This window comes from Rahnella perminowiae, from assembly GCF_019049755.1.
In the GTDB taxonomy this organism is placed as follows: Bacteria; Pseudomonadota; Gammaproteobacteria; order Enterobacterales; family Enterobacteriaceae; genus Rahnella; species Rahnella perminowiae.
In genome coordinates this window covers 1-16,402 of record NZ_JAFMOS010000538.1, presented here as the reverse complement: position 1 = coordinate 16,402, position 16,402 = coordinate 1, and the positions used below count along the sequence as shown (strand labels likewise).

General features: G+C 53.0%; 15 protein-coding genes. 6 read left to right on the top strand and 9 right to left on the bottom strand.

Annotation, left to right across the window (positions count from 1 at the left end; genetic code table 11):
- On the top strand, positions 1-586 hold a 586-nt coding region (locus J1785_RS12750), incomplete at its 5' end, for an OmpH family outer membrane protein (protein ID WP_217219517.1).
- A gap of 100 nt (positions 587-686) precedes the next feature.
- Here the strand turns inward: J1785_RS12750 and mgrA are convergent.
- The 6 genes from mgrA to J1785_RS12720 all read right to left on the bottom strand — a co-directional run bounded on the left by mgrA (position 687) and on the right by J1785_RS12720 (position 6,436).
- Complete coding sequence (mgrA, locus tag J1785_RS12745; protein WP_217219516.1) at positions 687-1,730, bottom strand: L-glyceraldehyde 3-phosphate reductase; 1,044 nt, start codon at positions 1,728-1,730, stop codon at positions 687-689.
- A 214-nt stretch (positions 1,731-1,944) separates the two neighbouring features.
- The gene (gene nrdF, locus J1785_RS12740) at positions 1,945-2,928 is read right to left on the bottom strand and encodes a class 1b ribonucleoside-diphosphate reductase subunit beta (RefSeq protein ID WP_217137546.1); all 984 of its coding nucleotides are present in this window, start codon (positions 2,926-2,928) and stop codon (positions 1,945-1,947) included.
- 20 nt (positions 2,929-2,948) lie between these two features.
- A complete protein-coding gene (gene nrdE / locus J1785_RS12735; protein ID WP_217219515.1) occupies positions 2,949-5,111 on the bottom strand; it encodes a class 1b ribonucleoside-diphosphate reductase subunit alpha in 2,163 nt (720 codons plus the stop codon).
- The gene (gene nrdI / locus J1785_RS12730) at positions 5,093-5,497 is read right to left on the bottom strand and encodes a class Ib ribonucleoside-diphosphate reductase assembly flavoprotein NrdI (RefSeq protein WP_217219514.1); all 405 of its coding nucleotides are present in this window, start codon (positions 5,495-5,497) and stop codon (positions 5,093-5,095) included. Before nrdI ends, nrdE begins: the two co-directional genes overlap by 19 nt.
- A gap of 10 nt (positions 5,498-5,507) precedes the next feature.
- Positions 5,508-5,747: a glutaredoxin-like protein NrdH gene (gene nrdH, locus J1785_RS12725; protein ID WP_095923387.1), complete on the bottom strand. Its 240-nt coding sequence runs from the start codon at positions 5,745-5,747 to the stop codon at positions 5,508-5,510.
- 257 nt (positions 5,748-6,004) lie between these two features.
- Positions 6,005-6,436: a carboxymuconolactone decarboxylase family protein gene (locus tag J1785_RS12720; RefSeq protein ID WP_129954887.1), complete on the bottom strand. Its 432-nt coding sequence runs from the start codon at positions 6,434-6,436 to the stop codon at positions 6,005-6,007.
- A 122-nt stretch (positions 6,437-6,558) separates the two neighbouring features.
- Between J1785_RS12720 and pdxR the strand changes: the two genes are divergently transcribed.
- Positions 6,559-8,010, top strand: a complete 1,452-nt coding sequence (pdxR, locus tag J1785_RS12715) for a MocR-like pyridoxine biosynthesis transcription factor PdxR (RefSeq protein WP_217219518.1) — start codon at positions 6,559-6,561, stop codon at positions 8,008-8,010.
- On the opposite strand, the gene J1785_RS12710 is transcribed toward pdxR, so the two are convergent.
- Positions 8,011-8,730, bottom strand: coding sequence for a GntR family transcriptional regulator (locus tag J1785_RS12710; protein ID WP_129954888.1), 720 nt, complete (start codon positions 8,728-8,730; stop codon positions 8,011-8,013).
- A gap of 186 nt (positions 8,731-8,916) precedes the next feature.
- On the opposite strand from J1785_RS12710, the gene mngA reads away from it, so the two are divergent.
- Complete coding sequence (gene mngA / locus J1785_RS12705) at positions 8,917-10,845, top strand: PTS 2-O-a-mannosyl-D-glycerate transporter subunit IIABC (protein ID WP_129992021.1); 1,929 nt, start codon at positions 8,917-8,919, stop codon at positions 10,843-10,845.
- A gap of 50 nt (positions 10,846-10,895) precedes the next feature.
- The gene (gene mngB / locus J1785_RS12700; protein ID WP_217219513.1) at positions 10,896-13,523 is read left to right on the top strand and encodes a mannosylglycerate hydrolase; all 2,628 of its coding nucleotides are present in this window, start codon (positions 10,896-10,898) and stop codon (positions 13,521-13,523) included.
- 150 nt (positions 13,524-13,673) lie between these two features.
- Here mngB and J1785_RS12695 read toward each other — a convergent pair whose 3' ends face one another.
- Positions 13,674-13,979, bottom strand: coding sequence for an ElaB/YgaM/YqjD family protein (locus J1785_RS12695; protein WP_129954891.1), 306 nt, complete (start codon positions 13,977-13,979; stop codon positions 13,674-13,676).
- A gap of 274 nt (positions 13,980-14,253) precedes the next feature.
- Here J1785_RS12695 and J1785_RS12690 point away from each other — a divergent pair, with 274 nt between their 5' ends.
- Positions 14,254-15,447, top strand: coding sequence for an MFS transporter (locus J1785_RS12690; protein WP_129954892.1), 1,194 nt, complete (start codon positions 14,254-14,256; stop codon positions 15,445-15,447).
- A 129-nt stretch (positions 15,448-15,576) separates the two neighbouring features.
- Entirely contained in the window at positions 15,577-15,912 is a 336-nt protein-coding gene (locus J1785_RS12685) for a DUF2002 family protein (RefSeq protein ID WP_013574102.1), read from the top strand.
- A gap of 59 nt (positions 15,913-15,971) precedes the next feature.
- Here the strand turns inward: J1785_RS12685 and J1785_RS12680 are convergent, their stop codons facing one another.
- Positions 15,972-16,400 carry a DUF1198 domain-containing protein gene (locus J1785_RS12680; protein ID WP_217219512.1) on the bottom strand — a complete coding sequence of 143 codons (429 nt, stop codon included), beginning with the start codon at positions 16,398-16,400 and terminating at the stop codon, positions 15,972-15,974.
- Between the last annotated feature and the right edge of the window lie 2 nt (positions 16,401-16,402).

The window sequence follows — 16,402 nt, the reverse complement described above, 5'->3', positions numbered from 1 at the left end:
CTTATTTAATATAGCAATTCAAATTAGGATTTTTATGAATTCAGTCATTAATCGTCGTTTCAGCAAAGCGCTTGCTTTAGCCATTCTTGCAGGAAGCTTGCTTTCCGGGTGTGATTCACAAACTGGTGGGGAAAAGGAAGTGAAATTCGTAAACATTCAACAAGTGGTCGATGAATCTGGTCTTGCTACCCAACAAAAAACCCATCTCGAAGCGGTTTACAAGAGCCTTCAGGGCACGGCTAAACAAGCGGAAGAACTTTATAAAACCATGACACCGGAAAAAGCAGCCCAGGTTCGTCAGGCTGATGCTAAAGCTCTGGATGCCCAATGGCAGGTACAGCTGCAAGCGGCGCGTCAGGTTGTTGCAGATCAGGTTAAAAAGTCGGCTGAACAATACCGTGTTGCCCATAAGATCGATGTTATCTTCCCTGTCCAAACGACGGTAAGTTATTCGAAAGATCTGGATATCAGTAAAGAGTTAGCGGCTCAGTTGAAAAATGAAAAAGTGACTTTTGCCGAAATGCCTAAACTGATGCCGAAAGTGGCACCGCAGCCGACGGTTAAAACACCGGAAGCCAAAAAATAATCTCATTGTTATTCGTTAACCCGTATTCATTTAAAACCCCCCGGCATCTGAATTAACACTTTAATTTTAGTGTTAATTCAGAATGCTGATCTTTATAACACTACTTATCTGACGAAGCCTGCCAAAGATTCAGCTCACCATCCGCCACATGCTTATCGATCGTCGCCAGTTCTTGAGCGGTGAAGCGCAGATTGTTCAGCGCTTGCACATTTTCATCCAGTTGCTCCGGGCGGCTGGCACCAATCAGCACCGACGTTACCCGATCATCTTTCAGCAGCCAGCTCAGCGCCATTTGTGCCATGGTCTGTCCGCGCTGTTGCGCCATGTCATTGAGCAACCGCAGACTGTTCAGGTTCTCTTCTGACAGCATATTGGCATTCAGACCGCGTACTTTATTGCCTTCCACCTGCATGCGTGAACCGTCCGGAATACCCTGAAGATATTTACCGGTCAGCAGCCCCTGCGCCAGCGGGGTAAACGCGATACAGCCTGTGCCATTTTGCTCCAGCGTATTCAGTAACCCGCTCTTGTCTACCCAGCGGTTTAGCAGATTGTAGGACGGCTGATGGATAGGCAGCGGCACTTTCAGCTCGCGTAACAGTTCCGCCATTTTCTGCGTACGTTCCGGCGAATATGAAGAAATTCCGACGTACAGCGCCTTGCCGCTTTGCACCGCATAAGCCAGCGCCGCGGCAGTTTCTTCCATCGGTGTTGCTTCATCCACACGGTGCGAATAGAAGATATCAACGTAATCCAGCCCCATACGTTGCAGGCTCTGATCCAGACTGGCGAGCAGATATTTGCGCGAGCCGCCGGAACCGTACGGCCCCGGCCACATGTCGTAACCTGCTTTGGTGGAGATGATCAGTTCATCGCGATATGGCGCGAAATCCTGTTTCAGCAAGCGGCCAAAATTTTCTTCCGCCGAGCCCGGTGGCGGGCCGTAGTTATTCGCCAGATCAAAATGGGTAATGCCTAAATCGAAGGCTTTTTGCAGCAAGGCCCGCTGGGATTCCAGCGGGCTGACATGGCCAAAGCTGTGCCACAGGCCAAGAGAAAGAGCGGGGAGTTTTAAACCGCTCTGGCCGCAGCGACGGAATTGCATGGTTTCATAGCGGGAAGGGGAAGCCGTATAAGGCGTCATGATGTTTCCTTTTTCTGATCGCGTAGGGTTTTGAAACACTGTTTCTATACTAGCGCGGGGAAAAATAACGGCAACATCAGAAAGTGGGTTTTAGCGCCCTCCCCTGCGAAGGGGAGGGCCAATGGCCACTGAGTCGCTGACCCACACCCCATCCCGACCTTCCCCTCGTGAGAGGGGAAGGAGCACAAGCAAACCTTGCTCATCTCGAGGAGAATCAGAAATCCCAGTCCTCGTCTTCGGTGTTGACGGCTTTGCCGATCACATACGACGATCCGGAGCCTGAGAAGAAGTCATGGTTTTCGTCGGCGTTTGGCGATAAGGCGGAGAGGATCGCCGGATTGACGTCGGCCATGCTGGCAGGGAACAGGGCTTCGTAGCCGAGATTCATCAGCGCTTTGTTGGCGTTGTAGTGCAGAAATTTCTTCACGTCTTCGCTCCAGCCTACGCCGTCGTAAAGTTCTTCGGTGTAGCGGATCTCGTTGTCATACAAATCCTGAATCAGATCGAAAGTCTGCTCCTTAATCTGACGTTGCCGTTCTGCGCTTTCCAGCGCCAGGGCTTTCTGGAACTTATAACCGATATAGTAACCGTGAACCGCTTCATCACGAATGATAAGACGGATCAGATCGGCGGTATTGGTCAGCTTGGCGCGGCTTGACCAGTACATTGGCAGATAGAAACCGGAATAGAACAGAAAGGATTCAAGGAACACGCTGGCAACTTTCTTCATCAGCGGATCTTCACCGTCGTAATACGACAAAATGATTGCAGCCTTGTTTTGCAGCGCGACGTTTTCCTCACTCCAGCGGTAGGCTTCATCCACGTCAACGGTGGCGCACAGCGTCGAAAAAATCGAACTGTAAGAACGCGCATGCACTGCTTCCATAAAGCAGATATTCGAGTAAACCGCTTCTTCGTGTGGCGTCACCGCATCCTTCATCAGCGTGGGTGCGCCAGCCACGTTCTGGACCGTATCCAGCAGCGTCAGGCCAGTAAATACGCGGATCGTCAGCTGTTTCTCTTGTGCGCTGAGCGTCGCCCAGGAGGGAATATCATTCGACAACGGCACCTTTTCCGGCAACCAGAAGTTCGACGTCAGGCGGTTCCATACTTCCAGATCTTTATCATCCTGGATTTTGTTCCAGTTGATGGCTTTGCTGACCGGTTGTGGCACTAACAATTGTTTTACTGCGCTCATTTTTAAATCCTTTCAATCGGTTACAGCGTGCAGGAAACACAGCCCTGAACTTCGGTGCCTTCCAGCGCCATCTGGCGCAGACGGATGTAATAAATGGTTTTGATGCCTTTACGCCAGGCATAAATCTGCGCTTTGTTGATGTCGCGTGTGGTGGCGGTATCGCGGAAGAACAGTGTCAGCGACAGCCCCTGATCGACGTGCTGCGTGGCCTCGGCGTAGGTATCAATAATTTTTTCCGGACCGATTTCGTACGCATCCTGGTAATAATCCAGATTGTCATTGGTCATAAACGCTGCCGGATAATACACACGGCCAATTTTGCCCTCTTTGCGGATTTCCACGCGGGACACAATCGGGTGAATACTTGATGTCGAATTATTGATGTAAGAAATAGAACCGGTTGGCGGCACTGCCTGTAAATTCTGGTTATACAGGCCATGCTGCATGACGGAGGTTTTCAGCGCCGCCCAGTCAGCGGTCGTCGGAATGGCAATTCCGGCGTTTGCAAACAGTTCGCGCACGCGCGCTGTTTTCGGCTGCCATTTCTCAGCCTGCGCCTCATCGACATATTTGTCGAAATAACTGCCGCTGGCGTAAGTGGAATCGCTGAAGCCTTTAAACGACTGCCGGCGTTCGATGGCGATCTGGTTTGATGCGCGGATTGCGTGGAACGCCACGGCGCAAAAATAGATGTTGGTGAAATCCAGACCTTCTGCCGAGCCGTAGTAAATACGCTCACGGCACAAATAACCGTGCAAATTCATCTGGCCGAGGCCGATGGCATGCGAATCCTGATTCCCCTGATCGATAGACGGTACCGAGCGGATATGGCTCATGTCAGACACCGCCGTCAGCGCACGAACCGCCATTTCTACGGTATTGCCGAAATCCGGCGAATCCATCGCCGAGGCGATGTTCAGCGAACCGAGGTTACAGGAAATGTCTTTACCAATCTCCTGATACGACAGATCTTCGCCGTAGATTGTCGGCGAATTTACCTGCAAAATTTCCGAACAGAGGTTGCTCATGTTGATGCGGCCTTTGATCGGATTGGCGCGGTTAACCGTGTCTTCAAACATCATGTACGGATAACCCGATTCGAACTGAATTTCTGCCAGCACCTGGAAGAATTCACGCGCATTGATTTTGCTTTTATGAATGCGCTTGTCATTCACCATCTCGCGGTACTTCTCGCTGATACTGATTTCTGACATCGGCACGCCATACACTTTCTCGACGTGATAGGGCGAAAACAGATACATATCTTCGTTATTCTTCGCCAGTTCGAAGGTGATATCAGGAATAACCACACCCAGCGACAGCGTTTTAATACGAATTTTTTCGTCAGCGTTTTCACGTTTGGTATCAAGGAAACGCAGAATATCCGGGTGATGAGCGTTGAGATAGACCGCGCCCGCGCCCTGGCGCGCACCGAGCTGATTGGCATAAGAGAAAGCATCTTCCAGCATCTTCATGATCGGAATGACGCCGGAAGACTGGTTCTCGATGCGCTTAATCGGCGCGCCGACTTCGCGGATATTGGTCAGCATAAACGCCACGCCGCCACCGCGTTTGGAAAGTTGCAATGCCGAGTTGACCGAGCGTCCGATGGATTCCATGTTGTCTTCAATGCGCAACAGGAAGCAGGAAACCAGCTCGCCGCGCTGTTTTTTGCCGCAGTTGAGGAACGTCGGCGTGGCAGGCTGGAAGCGGCCGGAAATGATCTCATCGACAAAATGGCTGGCGAGCTGAATGTCGCCACGTGCCAGCGTCAGTGCCACCATGCACACGCGATCTTCATAACGTTCAAGGTAGCGTTTGCCGTCGAAAGTTTTCAGTGTGTAACTGGTGTAATACTTGAAGGCACCCAGAAAGGTTTGGAAACGGAATTTTTTGGCATAAGCCTGTTTGAAAAGGCGTTTAATGTCGTCAAATTCATACTGGCCGAGCACGTCGGCTTCGTAATAGCCTTCTTCCACCAGATAACGTAGTTTCTCCGCCAGGTTATGGAAGAAAACCGTATTCTGATTGACGTGTTGCAGGAAGTATTGACGCGCGGCCAGGCGGTCTTTATCAAACTGGATCTGGCCGTTAGCGTCGAACAGATTCAGCATCGCGTTAAGCGCGTGATAGTCCGGGCTGCGGGTGCCGGGGTCGGTAATTGCTAGTTCTGTCGCTGCCAAAATTCTGTTACTCCCTGTCTGACCTTTGCAACGTCTTCCGGCGTTCCCAGTAACTCAAAACGGTACAGGTAAGGGACCTGACACTTCTGGGAAATAATATCGCCGGCAATGCAATACGCTGCGCCGAAGTTGGTGTTTCCGGCGGCGATCACGCCGCGGATGAGTGAACGATTATGTTCATCGTTCAGAAAACGGATCACTTGTGTCGGCACCGCGCCTTTGGCCGAACCGCCGCCGTAGCTTGGGACCACCAAAATATACGGCAAGTCCATCCGCAATTTTTCAGGCTGACGATCTATCGGGATGCGGATCGCCGGTAATCCCGTTCTGCCCACGAAGCGATGGGTGTTTTCTGAACTGCTGGAAAAATAGACCAACAGATTCATCCGCCGGGCCTCAGAACGCGTTCTGGAGCTGACGCAGGGCGGAAATTTTATCCGGACGGAAACCGGACCAGTGGTCGTCACCGGCCACAATCACCGGTACCTGCTGATAGCCCATGGCACGCACCTGGCCGAGCGCCTGCTCATCCTGAGTCAAATCCACTACCTGATAAGCGATGCCCTGTTTATCTAATGCACGGTAAGTCGCGTTGCACTGGACACAGTCTGGTTTACTGTAAATAATAATGCTCATGATTCGTATTTCCATTTAGTGAAAAATCAGAGACAATTTTTGCCTTCCCGCTGTGCGGCTGCTTCAGCCGGGGGAAAGGCGTGATAGTCGGTGCCATCGTGGCGTCCCGATGCTTTGAATACTAGATGTGGTGATTTAAATTTTCAACCACACAATATGTAGATTTTACAATTTTGCCTGTTGCAAAAATGGCAAAGCCCGCAGGGAGCGGGCTGGAGAGAGAAAACTTTTTTCAGTTCAAAAAAACAACAGAATAATTACTGACGCATACCGACGGCGAGGCGGTTAAAGGCATTCATCAGGCTGATGGCGAAGGTCAGTTCCGAGATTTCCACGTCGCTGAACTGCGCTTTCAGCGGTTCAAAGGCGCTATCCGGTGCGCCGGTGGCGGCAATCAGAGTAAGTGATTCTGCCCAGGCGAGTGCCGCGCGTTCACGTTCCGAATATGCATGGCTGACCTGCCAGCCCGCCAGCTGATCCAGTGTGGTTTGTTCGACATCCATTTTGCGCAACGCTTTGGAATGCATATCCAGGCAATACGCGCAGCCATTAATTTGTGACACACGCAGAAAAGCCAGCTCGATAATCACATTATCCAGCGGACCGTTTTCCAGTGCGCCGAGCGCCGCTTTCATTGATTCCATCACGGAAGAAGACAGGGAATAGTAAGGCAGGCGAAGTGCATTCATGATGATTTCCTCTGGGATTTCTGGACTAAACAGCGACGCAAAGCGCGTCTCAACAGGCGCTACTTTACGCGGTACATGGTCTATACTACAGGGCCATAAAATGTCTCTTTAAGCAGGTCATGATGAGCCGCTTCAGTCTTGCCTTCCCTCTCGATCCCCGACACAAACAACCTCTTTACCGGCAGATTTATCAGCGGGTGAAGCAGGCGATCATGGCAGGGCAACTCAGGCACGGCAGCCGTGTGCCATCTGTCCGCGCGCTGGCCAGCGAGCTCGGCGTGGCGCGGGCCACGGTTGAAAATGCCTATAGCCTGCTGATGGCGGAAGGCTTTCTGCAAAGCCGCGGGCAGGCTGGCACGGTTGTCAGCGCGCCGGAGAGCTTATCCGCACCTGCGCCAAAGGTGATCAGGAAAGACGCTGCACGTAAGCCCATCAATCCGATGCTGCCTTCAGTTTCTTTCCTTCCTTTCCAGCTCGGGCTGCCGGCGCTGGATGCGTTCCCCCGTGCGATCTGGTCGCGCATTGTCGCGCGGCAAATCCGTCATACCAGCATGAATGATTTAGGCCATCCGCCGCTGACCGGTACGGACGTTTTACGCCACGCCGTCGCCCGTTATCTGCAACTCTCCCGTGGATTTACCTGCCGTCCGGAACAGATATTTATCTGCGGTGGCTATGCGCCGTTACTGGACTTGATTACCGGCAGCCTGCTGCAACCGGGTGACGGCGTCTGGCTGGAAGATCCCGGTTATCCGGTAACGCAGGCATTTTTCCGCGCGGCAGGTGCCACCCCGATGGCGGTGAATGTCGATGACGAAGGCATGAACGTGCCGCAGGCGGTAAAACATTTCCCCCATGCCCGTTTTGCCGTGGTGACGCCTGCGCATCAAAGCCCGACCGGCGTGACCATGAGCTTATCGCGACGTCTGGCGCTGCTGGACTGGGCGGCAAATCAGCAGGCATGGGTTATTGAAGATGATTACGACAGTGAGTTCCGCTATCACGGCCAGCCGCTGCCTTCGTTGAAAAGCCTGGATACGCAGGGAAGGGTGATTTACGCCGGTACATTCAGCAAAGTGATGTTTCCGGCGCTGCGCTGCGGCTATATGGTGGTGCCGGAGAGTCTGGTGGAAAAAATCGAGGCGTATTGTCCGCTGCGTATTTGCGGCACGCCGCCTTTGGTGCAAAGCAGCATTGCGGATTTTATCGAGCAGGGGCATTTCTACCGGCACCTGAAGCGGATGCGCCAGCTTTATGCTGAGCGGCGCGGCTATCTGGAACAGGCACTGACGGCGGCGTTTCCGGCGCAGATATTGCGCGTCAGTCAGCAGATCGGCGGGATCCAACTTTGCACCACACTCAATGCCGCTCTGGACGATGCGCTGATCGCGAAAAATGCCCGCGAACAGGGGCTGGCAGTGCAGGCGCTGTCTGACTGGCAGGTTGAGCGCCGTGTGAGGGGGGAGGCTTTACGTCCGAATGGCCTGCTGATGGGGTTTGTGAATATCAGTTCTCAGCAACAGGCGGACGGACTGGTGAAACGGCTGGCTGTCGTGTTTGAAAACAGCCGTTAATCAGTGCGGCATCCGTCTGGCGACCAGTGTGAATTTATAATCATCCGTGCGGAAGGTATTGCGGCTGAATTCAAACACCGTGCCATCCGCCAGAAAACCCTTCGAGATCTTCTGTAAAATCGGCTGATCTGCGGCCACGCCCAGCAGCGACACCATCTCTTTGGTTGGCATCAGCGGGATAACTTCCTGCTCGCTGCGGTCAATCACCAGATGTTTGGTCTGCTCCATCCAGGCATATTTCGAACCCTGCATCACCTCGTAAGTCAGGTCAGGGAACAAGTCCAGCGGCATCCAGGTTTCTTCCAGCGTCACAGGTTTGCTGGCGATATAGCGCAGGCGCTTGATGTAATACACCCGCGCCTGTTCAGCCAGTGCCAGCGCTTCGGCGATACCGATCGGCGGTTTCACGATGGAGAACGCCAGAACCTCACTGTGCGAGGGTCTGTCCAGAGGCTGTAACTTCTCATCAAAGCTGGTCAGCTGATAAATAGCGTAATTGACCTTCGCTTCCTTCACGTAAGTCCCGCTGCCCTGCACGCTTTCCAGCACATCCTGTTCGACCAGCAGCTTGATCGCCTGCCGTACCGTCACACGACTGACGCCAAACTGCTCGCGCAGACGCAATTCTGTCGGCAGCGCATCGCCTGTTTTGATTTCTCCGCGCTGGATCTGATCGCGGATCTGCGAAGCGATCTGGCGGTAAAGCGGCTGATTACTCACGTTTCAGGTTCCTGTCGGGCACGTTCGGACGAGTGTAACAGTTCACAGACCCTGCAAAAACAATACAACCCAACGAAAGATCTTCTATCTGGATCACAGTCATCTCTTGCGGGTCTGATGTTTAATACAAATACAATACAAAAATAATACAAATATCGTTTTTCATCGATTCAGACAGGACAACTTATGGATCTTACATTACTGACGTCTCCCGAACTGATACACCTCAATAGCCATTTTTCCAGCCGTGAACGGGCGATCGCTTTTCTTGTTCAGCAACTCGATCAGCAGGGGATCCTTGATAACGCACAGGATTTTTTGCAGGCGGTGACGGAACGTGAAAACGAAGGCCCGACTGCGCTGGGCGAAGGACTGGCGGTACCGCACGGCAAATCGGCCAGTGTCCGGCGCGCGGCGTTTGCGCTGGCAACGCTGGAAAATCCGCTGCCGTGGCAGGGCGTGGATGGCGAGGAGCCGGTAAACATGATCTTCCTGCTGGCGATCCCCGAAGCGGAGGCGGGTTCGACCCACATGGAACTGCTGACGGCACTGACCACGCGGCTGGTTGATGATCAAACCCGTGCGGCGCTGCTGGTGGCGCGACACGTGCAGGAGGTGCTGGCGTTACTGGGCGAAGAGTCTGTGCCGGAAACTCAGAAACTGAGGGCTTTGCCTGACGATGCGCCGCGGGTAGTGTGCATCACTGCCTGTCCGGCGGGGATCGCGCACACTTATATGGCGGCGGAATATCTGGAAAAAGCGGCGAAAAAATTAGGTATCCACATTGATGTGGAAAAGCAGGGCGCTAACGGCATTGAGAATGCGATCACTGCCGCGCAATGTGATCGTGCCGTTGCCTGCGTTTTTGCCGCTGAAGTGGCAATCAAAGACAGCCAGCGTTTTGACGGGATCCCCTGCGTTCAGGTGCCGGTGGCGGAACCGATCCGCCACGCCGAAGCGGTGCTGCAACAGGCGCTGGCGATACGGCGGCAGCCCGGTGAAATCGTGGCTTCAGCGCCGGTTAAGCCGCAGAAAACCAGCATAAAAGCAGATTTAAAACAGGCTTTGCTGAGCGGAATTTCCTTTGCCGTGCCGCTGATTGTCGCCGGTGGCTCGTTGCTGGCGGTGACTGTGCTGATCGCGCAACTGTTTGGCTGGCAGGAACTGTACGCGCAGAAAGAGTCATGGTTGTGGATGTACCGTCAGCTCGGCGGCGGCATGTTGGGCATTCTGATGGTACCGGTGCTGTCGGCCTACACCGCTTATTCGCTGGCAGACAAACCGGCGCTGACGCCGGGCTTTGCCGCCGGACTGTGCGCCAACATGATCGGCGCAGGGTTTCTCGGTGGTGTGGCGGGGGGCCTGATTGCCGGTTATGTCATGCGCTGGATGAAAAAACATGTCCGCCTGCGCGCCAGCTTCAACGGCTTCCTGATGTTTTACCTCTATCCGGTGCTCGGCACGCTGGTCACCGGCAGCGTCATGTTATTTGTGATCGGCGAACCGGTGGCGTGGCTCAATACCAGTCTGACCGCATGGCTGAACGGATTATCCGGCAGTAACGCGATGGTACTCGGCGCGCTGATTGCCTTTATGTGTTCCTTTGATCTGGGCGGGCCGATCAACAAAGCGGCTTATGCGTTTTGTCTGGGCGCGATGGCAAACGGTGTTTACGGCCCTTACGCTATTTTCGGTGCGACCAAAATGGTCTCGGCATTTACCGTGACCGCGTCAACTCTGCTGGCACCCCAACTGTTTAAATCTTTTGAAATCGAAACCGGAAAGTCCACCTGGCTGCTCGGCCTGGCGGGGATCACCGAGGGCGCGATCCCGATGGCTATTGAAGATCCGCTACGCGTCATCGGCTCCTTCCTGGCGGGATCGGTCGTGACTGGCGCGATCGTCGGGGCTTCGGGGATCGGCCTTTCCACGCCAGGTGCGGGCATTTTCTCCATGTTCCTGCTGCATGATGGCGGATGGGGTGGCTGGCTGTCGGCAGCTATCTGGCTGGGTGCCGCGCTGGCGGGCACGGTGATTTCCACGGTGGTTTTGCTGAGCTGGCGGGGTTACGCGGTACGACAGGGACATTTCACCGGCGACATCCCTTCTTCTTAATTTCGGGTTAATTCACATTGTGCCCTGCAGGGCTTGAAAGGAATGATTTTATGACTGTTTCCCGCGTTCATCTGACCCCGCATATGCACTGGGATCGCGAATGGTATTTCACGACGGAAGCCTCGCGGATCCTGCTGGTCAATAACATGGCGGAGATCCTCGATCGTCTGGAAAATGACGCTGACTATCCGTTTTACGTCATGGACGGACAAACGGCGATCCTCGAAGATTATTTTGCGGTTTGCCCGGAAAACCGTCCCCGTGTGAAGGCGCTGGCCAGGGCCGGAAAGCTGATTATCGGGCCGTGGTATACGCAGACCGACACGATGGTGGTCAGTGGTGAGTCCATCCTGCGCAACCTGCTGTACGGCATGCGTGATTGCCGCGAGTTTGGTGAGCCCATGAAAATCGGCTATCTGCCGGATTCCTTCAGTATGTCCTCCCAACTTCCGCATATCTTTAACGGGTTTGGCCTGCAACATGCCATGTTCTGGCGCGGCTGCTCGGAACGCCACGGCACGGATAAAACCGAGTTCCGCTGGCAGAGTAACGACGGCAGCGAAGTCACCGTGCAGGTGCTGCCGCTGGGTTATGCCATCGGCAAATATTTACCCGAGAATGAAGAGGCGCTGCGCGAACGGCTGGATAAGTATCTGCCGGTGCTGGAAGCGGCGTCGCTGACCGGCGATATTCTGCTGCCTAACGGTCATGATCAGATGCCGCTGCAGCAAAATATCTTTACCATCATGGAGATGCTGCGGCGGGTTTACCCGCAGCGCAGTTTCCAGCTCAGCCGTTTTGAAGAAATTTTTGAACGCATCGATGTCATCAAACCGCAACTGGCGTTGTTGCGGGGGGAATTTAACGATGGCAAATACATGCGCGTTCACCGCACCATTTCCTCTACCCGTATGGACATCAAACAAGCCAACGCAGCGATTGAAAACAAAATAGTCAATGTGCTCGAACCCTTGTGTTCCATAGCCTGGCGCTTAGGTTTTGATTACCATCATGGCCTGATCGAAAAAATGTGGAAGGAAATTATGAAGAACCACGCGCATGACAGCATCGGCTGTTGTTGCAGCGACAAGGTTCATCAGGAAATTATGTCGCGCTTTATTCTCGCTGACGACATGGCCGAAAACCTCATTCAGTTCACGATGCGTAAAATCATCGATAACTTGCAACCTGACGGTCACATCGCTGACCGGCTGGCGCTGTTCAACTTCTCACTGCATCCGCGGCAGGAAACGGTCAATACCACCGTGCGGATACGGGCGTCCTCTTTCAGCCTGACTGACGGGCAGGGCAGTACGGTGCCTTATTTCATCCGCGAAGCGCGGGAAATCGATCCGGGGCTGGTGGACAGGCAGATTGTGCATTACGGCAATTACGAACCCTTTATGGAATACGACATCCAGCTTTGCGCCACGCTGCCCGCGATGGGCTACGTCACCCTGAACGTTACGCCGCATCAGCCGGGCATTTTGCAGCCCGCGCCGCAGGGCGAAGAGGTGCTGGAAAACGATTATTACCGCGTGACGGTTAACCCGAACGGTACGCTGGATATTCTTGATAAACAGACTTCCCACCGTTATCAGCAGGTACTGGAACTGGAAAACGGCTCTGACGATGGCGATGAATATGACTATTCTCCGGCGCGTGACGAATGGGTGCTAACCTCGGGCAGCCTGACGGCTGAGGTGAGTTATCAGCATCAGCCGTGGCAAAGCACGGCGACCATTTCGCTGACGATGCCGCTGCCGGGGACGCTGGCAGATCGCGCCACGCGAACTTTGAGCCGTGAAATGCCTGTAACAATCAACGTGACGCTGGCGAAAAACAGCCGCCGGATTGAGATCGAACTGGCGCTGGAAAACCGCGCGGAAGATCACCGGTTGCGGGTACTGATCCCGACGCCGTTTGCCAGCCAGACAGTGGTGGCCGACAATCAGTTTGGTTGTATTACCCGCCCGGTAAATGATGCGGCGATGGATAACTGGGAAGCAGAAAACTGGAAAGAAGCGCCGGTACCGGTATGGCAGCTAATGAATTTCGCGGCATTACAGGACGGCAATCATGGGCTGGCGCTGTTTACCGAAGGGTTGCGTGAGTTTGAGGTGGTCGGCGAATCCTATAATATCTTCGCCCTGACGCTATTTCGCGCCGTCGGTGTTTTGGGTAAGGAAAATCTGTTGCTGCGTCCTGGACGTCCTTCCGGCATTAAAATGCCGACACCCGATTCCCAGATGCCCGGCAAACAGGTTTACCGTTTCGCCCTGTTCGGTTTCAGCGGCGATCCTATTCAGGCAAATGTTATGCAACATGCGCGGGATTATCTGACGCCGGTGCGCACCTACAACAAAATGCCGTATGACGCGATGAAGCTGAATCTGACGAAAAACAAGACCCCGTCGCGTTTCAGCCTGATGCACAAATGCATTTCAGGTACGGTGTTAAGCGCCCTGAAAAAAGCCGAAGATGAAGAGGCGTTGATTGTGCGGGTTTATAACCCCTCGGAAACGCAAAGCACGCAGGATAATTTGCAGATTAATGTCACTGTGGCCGAATGGCAGGAAGTCCGCATGGATGAAACGCAGGCCTCTTCTCAACATAAAAAAGGTGATCTGGGGACGTTTAAACCCTGCCAGTCAAAGAGTTTTCGCATTCATTTTTAACGTTAACGGGTTGCAAAAATAGAAAACGGAGCCCGAAGGCTCCGTCGTCTTTTTAGCAACTGCGCGGCAATGAGGGAGCCACGCGGATGTTTCAGCTTTTAAGCTATATTCCCGACACAGGAGTGAAACATCACAAATTGCCTCTTTACGTTAGCGGCGTCCCAGCAGAACACCGATAACAATACCAATTGCGGCACCTGCACCGACGCCGTACCACGGATTATCTTTCACATAATCATTGGCCGTAGCCGCTGCATCACGCGCCTGCTGACTCAATTTTTCGCTGTTGAAACGAGCACGGGTTTCACGCAGAACACCCTGTGCCTTACTGCGGATTTTATCCAATTCATCCCTGGATTTATCACCTGCAGACTGAAGCACTTCATCCAGCGTGTCTGCCAGCAGGGTTACGTCCTGATCGATATTTTTTTCAATTTTATCTTTTTTCTTAAACATTCCGTCTCTCCTTGTGTGACTGCTGAATTAAGCATAGACCATAATGTTGTACCGGCTGGTTCTTTAAGGACAAAGGTCTGTGATGACCACGCTTTTTAGTCCATGACACTGTGTCATAAAGACAGGCGGGGTGCGGGCTGGCGTGATGCAGTTCAGATTCTTCTGCAAAACGAAATTCGCGTTACAGGCCATAACATTTTTAGCCCGTTTTGAAGGCGAAACCCGTTTATACTGTTTAATCTATTCTTTGTGATCTCATTTTTCGGGTCCGCCCATGTCTTTAAGTACGCTTCGTTCTAACGCGCTGCTCAACAAACGCATTTTGTCGTTCATGCTGTTCACTTTCGTTGTTTATCTGACCATTGGTTTACCTCTCGCGGTATTGCCGGGATTTGTGCATAACACGCTGGGATACAACTCTGTGCTGGCAGGGCTGGTGATCAGCGTTCAGTATTTCTCGACACTCATCAGTCGTCCGCATGCCGGACGATACGCCGATCTCCTTGGCCCGAAGCGGGTGGTCATTTTTGGCCTGATTTGCTGCGGAGTCAGCGGCATTTTTTACGCAATGGCGTTTTGGTTTTCGGCGTTTCCGCTGGTGAGTCTGCTGATGCTTTGTGTCGGCCGTGTCTTCCTGGGCGTCGGTGAAAGCTTTGGCAGCACCGGGACTACGCTGTGGGGAATTGGTGCAGTGGGTGCGAAACATACCGCGCGAGTGATCTCCTGGAATGGTGTGGCAACATACGGTGCGATGGCCGTCGGTGCACCTCTCGGCGTACTGCTCAACCATGCTTACGGGTTGATGGGTGTGGCGGTACTGATTATTGTCGCAGCTGCGTTTGCCGCCATACTGGCCTGCATGAAAGCGGCGATTTCTGTCACCGCCGGTAAGCGGATTGCCTTCAAAGCGGTTGTCGGGCGCATCTGGCTTTATGGCCTCGGGCTGGGATTCGGCACCATCGGTTTCGGCGTTATCGCCACCTTTATTACCCTTTACTATGCCGATAAAGGCTGGAGCGGGGCGGCATTTACGCTCACATTATTCAGCCTCGGATTTGTCGGTGCGCGCCTTATTTTCGGCAATATGATTAACCGGTTCGGCGGTTTGCGGGTCTCACTGGTGTCTTTTGTATTGGAAGTCGCGGGATTACTGATGATCTGGTGGGGACAGGATCCGTTGTCGGTGCAACTGGGTGCCTTTCTTACCGGTTCCGGCTTCTCGCTCATTTTCCCTGCGCTGGGCGTTGAAGCGGTAAAACAAGTGCCGCCGCAAAATCAGGGCACGGCACTTGGGCTGTATTCCGCTTTTCTGGATTTGGGGCTCGGCATTACCGGGCCGGTGGCCGGGTTAATTATTTCGCATTTTGGCACGCCGTCTATTTATCTTGCAGCGGCATTTATGGTGGTAATTGCCTGGCTGCTGACCCTCAGACTGTGGGTAAACACTTCGCGGCAAACGCCTGTGTAATACCCCTTTACTTTTCAGGGTTAAGGCGTTTGGATAAATCCTAAATTCGCCGAAATTTGGGATAAACGCATTGTCTGGCAGAGTTATTGCGGTAAGGTCGCCTTGCGGTTAAAGAAGCGAGGAGCAACCATGTATTTACGGCCAGATGAAGTGGCACGTGTTTTAGAAACCTCAGGGTTTGAACGTGATTTTATTGATGATAAAGCCTACGGTTACCGCCGGGGTGAGCATTATGTGTATGTAAACCGGGAAGCGCGGTTTGGCCGGACTGCCCTGGTAATACACCCGGCGTTGAAAGAGCGCAGTGAGCGTTTTGCTGAACCGACAGCATCGTTTCGCAGCAGTGAAGCCTACAAGAATTTCCCGCTGGATGTTTCCAGTGACAATGAGACCTACTACGGCATCTGCCACGGTTTCAGTTCACGCCAGATCCTGGCCAGCTATCTGGATAACGTATTCAGATAATCTTCATACACAGGCGGGTGATGCAAAAAAGCCACTGAACTCAGTGGCTTTTTTACGTTTTAAACCAGATGGATCTGATTATAGGTTTCATTGTAGTCGCGGCGAAATTGCGCCAGCTCGAAGGGTTCGATATCCAGTTCGGCAAAATAGAACAACGCCAGCTCTGCGTGTTCACTGCTTAACTGTGGCGGCAGATGTGCGCGCACTAAAATGTTCCGCCAGCGGACGATATTTTCTTCTGAAGCGTCTTTAATAAATGTCTGATAAATAAAAACGACATACGCGGCTTTGCGGATTTCTTCAGCATAGCCGCCGCTGATTGAGCGGATAAACATCTCGCTTTGACGTTTGCCCATTTCCAGCAGCATGGAATCGATATAAACCGGCTTTATTTTCAACAGACTGGCGAGAGAATCATTCGCTTTTCGGGTATCTGCTGTCATAAACCAATAACCCACAATAAAAACCACAACTACTGCAGCAAGCATAA

Bases quoted from the DNA above. Each gene is read 5' to 3' on its own strand.
- mgrA (WP_217219516.1), bottom strand. From the start codon at position 1,730: ATGACGCCTTATACGGCTTCCCCTTCCCGCTATGAAACCATGCAATTC.
- nrdF (WP_217137546.1), bottom strand. From the start codon at position 2,928: ATGAGCGCAGTAAAACAATTGTTAGTGCCACAACCGGTCAGCAAAGCC.
- nrdI (WP_217219514.1), bottom strand. From the start codon at position 5,497: ATGAATCTGTTGGTCTATTTTTCCAGCAGTTCAGAAAACACCCATCGC.
- nrdH (WP_095923387.1), bottom strand. From the start codon at position 5,747: ATGAGCATTATTATTTACAGTAAACCAGACTGTGTCCAGTGCAACGCG.
- J1785_RS12720 (WP_129954887.1), bottom strand. From the start codon at position 6,436: ATGAATGCACTTCGCCTGCCTTACTATTCCCTGTCTTCTTCCGTGATG.
- pdxR (WP_217219518.1), top strand. From the start codon at position 6,559: ATGAGCCGCTTCAGTCTTGCCTTCCCTCTCGATCCCCGACACAAACAA.
- mngA (WP_129992021.1), top strand. From the start codon at position 8,917: ATGGATCTTACATTACTGACGTCTCCCGAACTGATACACCTCAATAGC.
- mngB (WP_217219513.1), top strand. From the start codon at position 10,896: ATGACTGTTTCCCGCGTTCATCTGACCCCGCATATGCACTGGGATCGC.
- J1785_RS12695 (WP_129954891.1), bottom strand. From the start codon at position 13,979: ATGTTTAAGAAAAAAGATAAAATTGAAAAAAATATCGATCAGGACGTA.
- J1785_RS12690 (WP_129954892.1), top strand. From the start codon at position 14,254: ATGTCTTTAAGTACGCTTCGTTCTAACGCGCTGCTCAACAAACGCATT.
- J1785_RS12685 (WP_013574102.1), top strand. From the start codon at position 15,577: ATGTATTTACGGCCAGATGAAGTGGCACGTGTTTTAGAAACCTCAGGG.
- J1785_RS12680 (WP_217219512.1), bottom strand. From the start codon at position 16,400: ATGCTTGCTGCAGTAGTTGTGGTTTTTATTGTGGGTTATTGGTTTATG.